A 6,000-nucleotide genomic window follows, 5' to 3' on the forward strand; every position below is an offset into this window, starting at 1 on the left:
CCGGAAGGATCTCCGCCATGAACTGTCTGACCTGTCGTACCGAAGCCGGCCACACCCACCCCGCTGAGGGCGTGTGCCGCTCCTGCGGGGCCGCCGTGTGCGGGGAGCACCTGCGGATCGTCCGGAGCGAGCGGACCGTCCCCATGGGTCTCGGCACGAGCCGCGTCCGTACGGTGGCGGCCGTCCACTGCACCGCCTGCCCCACCTGAACGCGCCCGCCCCGCGTGGGGAGGTCCCCCGGTCTACGGACCGGGGGACCTCCCCACGCGGGGCGGCGGCGCGGGTTCAGGGGCAGGGCGTACGGGGCCCCGCGGCGGGGACGCGTGCCGCGCCCAGGCGGCGGACCTCCGCGCTCACCACGTCCACGATCCGTTCCGCCTGCCCGTCCGTGAGCACCAGCGGCGGGGTCAGTCGGAGCAGGCCGACCACCCGGGGCACGAGCACGCCCGCCTCGGCGGCCCGGCCGGGGATCTCGCGGGCGCGTTCGGCGACCGCCGGGTCGTCGGTCAGTTCCACGGCGATCATCAGACCGCGTCCCCGTACCGTCCGTACCCAGGGCAGTTCTTCCAGCGGGCGCAGCGCCGACAGCATGCGCGCGCCGGTCTCGGCGGCCCGGACGGTCAGTGCCTCCCGTTCGATGATGTCGAGGTTGGCCAGGGCGACGGCGGCGGCCGTGGCGTGCCCGCTCGCGGTGAATCCGTGGCGCAGCGGGAAGCCGTCCAGCATCTCCAGGACGCGGTTGCCGACGAGGACCGCGCCCATGGGTATGTAGCCGCTGGTCAGGGCCTTGGCGGTGACCACGATGTCCGGTTCGACGCCGAGGCCGGGCGAGGCGAACCAGTCGCCGGTGCGCCCGTACCCGGTCGCCACCTCGTCGGCGACGAGCAGGATGCCGTGGGCGTCGAGGACCCGTCGGACGGCGGGCCAGTAGCCCTCCGGCGGCACCACGTTGCCCGCCACCCCCATGATCGGCTCCCCGATGAACGCGCCGATGTGTTCGGCCCCGACCCGCTGGATGACCCCCTCCAGCTCGGCCACCAGGTGGGGTACGGCGTCCGGGCCGAGTACGGCCGGGTCGGGCCGGGTGAGCCGGACGGTGTGGCGGGAGGAGGAGGCGCCCAGGCCCTGGTGGACCTCGTCGCGGACGGTGACGGCGAGGGCGCCGGCGGTCGCGCCGTGGTAGGAGCCTTCGAGGGCGAGCACGTACGGCCGGTGTCTTCCGCCGTGGTGGAAGTGCGCGAGCCGGGCCAGTTTGAGGGCGGTCTCGGTCCCCTCGCTCCCCGAGGAGGTGAAGAAGACCTGGCTGCCGGGGGCCGGTGAGAGGGCCACGAGCCTGCGGGCGAGCAGCAGTGCGGGCTCGTTGACGGGTCCGGCGTGCAGGGGGTAGGCCATCAGTTCCCGCATCTGCGCGGCGGCGGCGTCGGCCAGTTCCTCGCGGCCGTAGCCGACGGCGCACTGGCCGAGGCCGGCGAGGGTGTCGATGAGCGCCCGGCCGGCGCTGTCCCACACCACCGCTCCGCGACCGCGTACGAGGCACAGTCGGGCGGCGGGTGACCGGCCGACGAAGGCGTTGGGGAGCAGGACCGGGTAGCCGGTGTCCCGGTCCGGCACGGTGGCGGTCATGGCCGTACGCCGGTCGGGAAGCGTTCGGCGGTGCCGACCGGGGCGGTGTCCGCGGTCGGGCGGGGCCCGGCAGGCGGTGGGGTCTTGGGCAGCATGTGGGCCTCCTCGCGTCACGCGGTGCAGGACGCGTTCACGGTAGGCACAGGGGCGCGCGGACCCCGTCATGCGTTCGAGCGATGGCCGGGACGACGGCCCCGCCCCGGGCGTCGCCCACCGCGGGCGCGGGTCCACCCGGCGGCGGGCGAACCGCCGTCGGCCGCGCCGGCGTCGGGCGAGCCGCCGTCATTCGAGCAGGTGCGTCCGCATCGCCTTCGCGACGGCCGCGCCCCGGTCGGAGACGCCGAGCTTCTCGTACAGCCGGCGCAGGTGCGTCTTGACCGTGGTCGGGGCGAGGTAGAGCTCCTTGGCCATGTCGGGGACCGACAGCCCCTGGGCGATCATCTGGAGGACCTGTCGTTCGCGGGCGCTGAGCAGCGGTTCCTCCGACCGGGCGCGCGAGCGGACCTCGGAGGCGAGCCCGGTGACCAGTTCGGGCGGGAGCACGCTCTCGCCCTTGGCGCAGGCCATGACGGCCGCGACGATGTCGTCGCGGTCGGCGCCCTTGGAGAGGTATCCGGCGGCGCCCTCCTGGACGGCCCGGTAGACGACGTCGCTCTCGGTCGTGGCCGACAGCAGCAGCACGCGGGTCGCCAGCTCGTCGCGGGCGACGGCGTGCGCCACCTCCAGGCCGTCGAGCTCCGGCATCCGGTAGTCGAGCAGGGCCACGGCGGGCGCGTGCTCGCGGATCGCCTCCAGCGCGGTGCGGCCGTCACCGACGGCCGCGACGACCTCGATGCGTCCGCTGCCGTTGAGCGCGGAGACGATGCCCTCGCGGTAGACGGGGTGGTCGTCGCCGACCACCACGCGCACCCGCTCCTTCTGGCCGTACGTCATGTCGCCTCCCCGCCTGGGTCACGGGGCCGGCCGTCGGCACCGTTCGCGTCCGGGACCGGATCCGCGTCCGGGGCCCGGTTCCGGTCCAGGGGCACGGTGACCCGCACCCAGGTGCCCCGTTCCACGGGAAGCAGCTCCATGCGTCCTCCCAGGGCCTCGATCCGGGCGCGTTGCGAGGCCATTCCGATGTGGCCCTCGGCCAGCCGGTCGGCGAGCAGGTCCGGGTCCACGCCGACCCCGTCGTCCTGCACTTCCAGGATCACCGCAGTACCGGTGTCGCGCAGCCCCACGCGTACGCGGGTGGCCCGGGCGTGCCGCAGGACGTTGCCGATGAGTTCGCGCGCGGCCCCGAAGAGCATGGGGTCGGCCGGGCTGGGGCGCGCGCGCTCCAGGTCGCAGTCGACGGTGACGCCGCCCCGTTCCGAGGCCGTCTCCGCGAGGGTCCGCACCGCCGCGGCCAGGCCCGCCTGCTCCAGGACGGAGGGGTGCAGGGTGACGCTGACCTGGCGCAGTTCCCGTTCGACCTCGGCGAGGAGGTCGTAGGCGCGCTCCACGAAGGCGGGGCCGCCGTCGGGGGCCTTGCGGGCCTGGCCGAGGTCCTGGCGGACCGCGAGGACCGTCTGGAGCGGCCCGTCGTGCACGGACTCGGCGACGGCGCGGCGCTCGCGGCTCTCGGCCGAGACGACGTCCTCCAGCAGCACGGAGCGGCTGACCGTCAGGGCGGCCACGCTCGCGAGGCGGCGTTCCTGGACCCGTGACACGGCGATCGCGACGACGCACAGCAGGGCCAGCATGGCGAGGATGGCGGCGCCCTGTCCCGTACCGAGCTGCCGTCGGAAGGTGGGGTCCGCGAGCACGGCGCCGCCTCCGGCGATGGCGGCCAGGGACAGCAGGAGCGCCTTGCGGCCTGGATGGGTGGCGGTGAAGAACGGCAGGAAGGCCAGCAGGCCGAGCGAGAGGTAGCTGCCGACGGACAGGAACTGCAGGGCGCACACGGCGGCCACGTCCACGATCGCCATGGGGGTCGCCTCGCGGATGCGTCGGGCCCGGCCGGGCCGGTGCCGCCACATCCACCAGGTCCCCACGGACAGCAGCCCGTACGCGGCGACCAGCGCGAACTGTGGTGGCCACTGGTCGGACGGGGTGCCCGCCCACGCCACGAGGGCCATGACGGCCACCAGGCCGAGCCGCAGGATGCTGCGCAGGCGTTGCGCCTGCTCGTCGAAGGCGAGGTAGATGGCGGCGACCGCGTCGGCACCGGCGGCGCCGGGTTCCACCGGCGGCCAGTGCCCGACCGCGCGTCGTCCGGCGGCCTCGCTGCCGTCGTGGTGCACCGTCCCAGTCTAGGAGCCGACCGTCGGGTCCCGCCCGTCCCGCCCGGCCTTCCGGGTTGTCCGCCCCCGCCCGGGCGCGTCCTCCGAACGGGCGGGGGGGGCGGAGGATCGGGCGCGGGCCGGTGGACGGCCCGGCCGGGTGGTCCGCCGGGCGGGTCGTCTTCCTACGCTGGCGCCGCCGCGAGAGCGCGGTCCCGAGAGGAGGACGCCATGCGCGCCACACTGATCCAGCTCCGCGTCGACGACACCGAGGACGCCCCGGCCCGCCGGCTCCGGGCCGCGGGCCTCGTCCGCTCCCGGGCCGGGGACGATCTGGTCGTCCTGCCCGAGGGGTGGGCGGCCGGGGCCTGGAACCACGCCGGCTGGCCCCGCGACGCCGAGCCGTTGGACGGGCCGACCGCCCGGGCCATGTCCGCGGCGGCCCGCGCCGCCCGCGTCTGGCTGCACGCGGGGACCATCGTGGAACGCGCCCCGGACGGCACGCTGTACAACACCGCCCTGGTGTTCGACCCGGGTGGGGTCCGCCGGGGCCACTACCGCAAGATCCACCGGTACGGCTTCGACACCGGGGAGGCCGCCTTGATGGGGGCCGGCGAGCGGATCGTGACCGTGCCGACCGGTTTCGGCACGGTGGGCCTGGCCACCTGCTACGACCTGCGTTTCCCTGAGCTGTTCCGGGCCCTGCTGGACGCCGGCGCGAGGTTCCTGGTGGTTCCCGCGGCCTGGCCTGCCGGGCGGCTGACGCACCTTCGGCTGTTCGTCCGTACGCGGGCCGTGGAGGAGCAGTGCTTCGTCCTGGCCTGCGTCGCCGTCGGCGAGCACGGAGGGGTCCGGCAGGCCGGGCACAGCATGGTCGTCGACCCGTGGGGCGAGGTGCTCGCCGAGGCGGGCCCCGACGAGGAGGTGCTGACGTGCGAGGTCGATCCGTCCGAGGTGGACCGCGTACGGGCCGAACTGCCCGTGCTGCGCGACCGGGTCCTCGGCATCCCCGCCCCCGCGCGCCGGACCGCTCCCCGACCGGCGCCCTGACAGGCGTGCCGGTCGGGCCGCTCCGGGCGGGCCGGCCGGCCGCGTGTCGTGCGTTCGGGCGACCGGACGGAGGACGACGGTCGGCTCGGTGACCGGACCCGCCGGACGACGCGGCGGCGCACGCACCTCGCGCACAGTCGGAAAGGGGCCGACGCCCCACCCGCTCCTCCACGACCTTCCGGGAGTCCGTCATCATGAACGACCGTGCCATCGCCGCCGAATTCACCGGCACCGCCCTGCTCGTCTTCTTCGGTGTGGCGGCCGCCGCCGTCGCCGGCCCGCTGATCGGACCGGTCGGCATCGCCCTGGTCTTCGGCCTGGTCCTGCTGGCCCTCGCCTACGCGCTCGGACCCGTCTCCGGGGCGCACCTCAACCCCGCGGTGACCTTCGGGCTGCTGCTGGCCGGTCGGATCGGGCCGCGCACCGCCGTCCGGTACGCCGTCGCGCAGTGCGCGGGCGGTGTCGTCGGCGCGGGCGTGCTCTACGCGCTGGTCCGCGCCATCCCCGGCTTCGACGTGCACGGCGCCTTCGGCTCCAACGGCTGGGGAGCCCGCTCGGCGGTCGGCATCGACGGGGTCGGCGCCTTCCTCGCGGAGGCCGTGCTGACCATGCTGCTGGTCCTCGTCGTGCTGGGCGTCACCCGGCGGAACTCCGCTCCGGGCGCGGGCGGCGCGGCGATCGGCCTCACCCTCGCCGCGCTCGTGCTGGTCGGCCTGCCGCTGACCGGCTGCGGGGTGAACCCCGCGCGCAGCCTGGGCCCGGCGGTGTTCGCGGGCGGTGCGGCCCTGTCGCAGCTGTGGCTGTTCCTCGTGGCCCCGCTGGTGGGCGGTGCGCTGGCGGCCGGCGTGGACCGGCTGATCCACCCCGTACCGCGCGCCGCCGCCGCGGTGGCGGGCCGCGACGCCGTCGCGGTGGGCGCCGCCTGACACGCGGACCGCGTACCCCACGCGCCGGCGGGCGGGGCCCCCGCCCCGGGGCCCCCCCCCCGCGGGGGGGGGGGCGGCCCCGCCCCGCCCGGGGGCCCGGGGCGGGCGGGGCCGGTCCCACCCAGGCGGCCACGGCGGACATTGAGGGGGGGGCC

At 76.2% G+C, this 6,000-nt stretch carries 6 protein-coding genes; 3 read left to right on the forward strand and 3 right to left on the reverse strand.

Going from position 1 to position 6,000, the window contains the following annotated elements; genetic code table 11:
- Nucleotides 1-17: 17 nt before the first annotated feature.
- Entirely contained in the window at nt 18-209 is a 192-nt protein-coding gene (locus tag ACZ6ZI_RS23730; RefSeq protein WP_469523994.1) for a hypothetical protein, read from the forward strand.
- A gap of 76 nt (nt 210-285) precedes the next feature.
- Here the strand turns inward: ACZ6ZI_RS23730 and ACZ6ZI_RS23735 are convergent, their stop codons facing one another.
- From ACZ6ZI_RS23735 to ACZ6ZI_RS23745, 3 genes are all read right to left on the reverse strand, one after another.
- Complete coding sequence (locus ACZ6ZI_RS23735) at nt 286-1,623, reverse strand: aminotransferase family protein (protein WP_469523996.1); 1,338 nt, start codon at nt 1,621-1,623, stop codon at nt 286-288.
- Nucleotides 1,624-1,905: 282 nt separating this feature from the next.
- The gene (locus tag ACZ6ZI_RS23740) at nt 1,906-2,556 is read right to left on the reverse strand and encodes a response regulator (protein ID WP_469523998.1); all 651 of its coding nucleotides are present in this window, start codon (nt 2,554-2,556) and stop codon (nt 1,906-1,908) included.
- Nucleotides 2,553-3,890, reverse strand: coding sequence for a sensor histidine kinase (locus ACZ6ZI_RS23745; protein ID WP_469523999.1), 1,338 nt, complete (start codon nt 3,888-3,890; stop codon nt 2,553-2,555). The genes ACZ6ZI_RS23740 and ACZ6ZI_RS23745 overlap by 4 nt, the downstream gene beginning before the upstream one ends.
- 210 nt (nt 3,891-4,100) lie before the next feature.
- Between ACZ6ZI_RS23745 and ACZ6ZI_RS23750 the strand changes: the two genes are divergently transcribed.
- Both ACZ6ZI_RS23750 and ACZ6ZI_RS23755 read left to right on the forward strand, forming a co-directional pair.
- Nucleotides 4,101-4,919, forward strand: coding sequence for a nitrilase-related carbon-nitrogen hydrolase (locus tag ACZ6ZI_RS23750; protein WP_469524001.1), 819 nt, complete (start codon nt 4,101-4,103; stop codon nt 4,917-4,919).
- A gap of 194 nt (nt 4,920-5,113) precedes the next feature.
- Nucleotides 5,114-5,845: an aquaporin gene (locus tag ACZ6ZI_RS23755; RefSeq protein WP_469524002.1), complete on the forward strand. Its 732-nt coding sequence runs from the start codon at nt 5,114-5,116 to the stop codon at nt 5,843-5,845.
- Nucleotides 5,846-6,000: the final 155 nt, after the last annotated feature.

It is taken from the genome of Streptomyces sp. NPDC103540 (assembly GCF_055584445.1).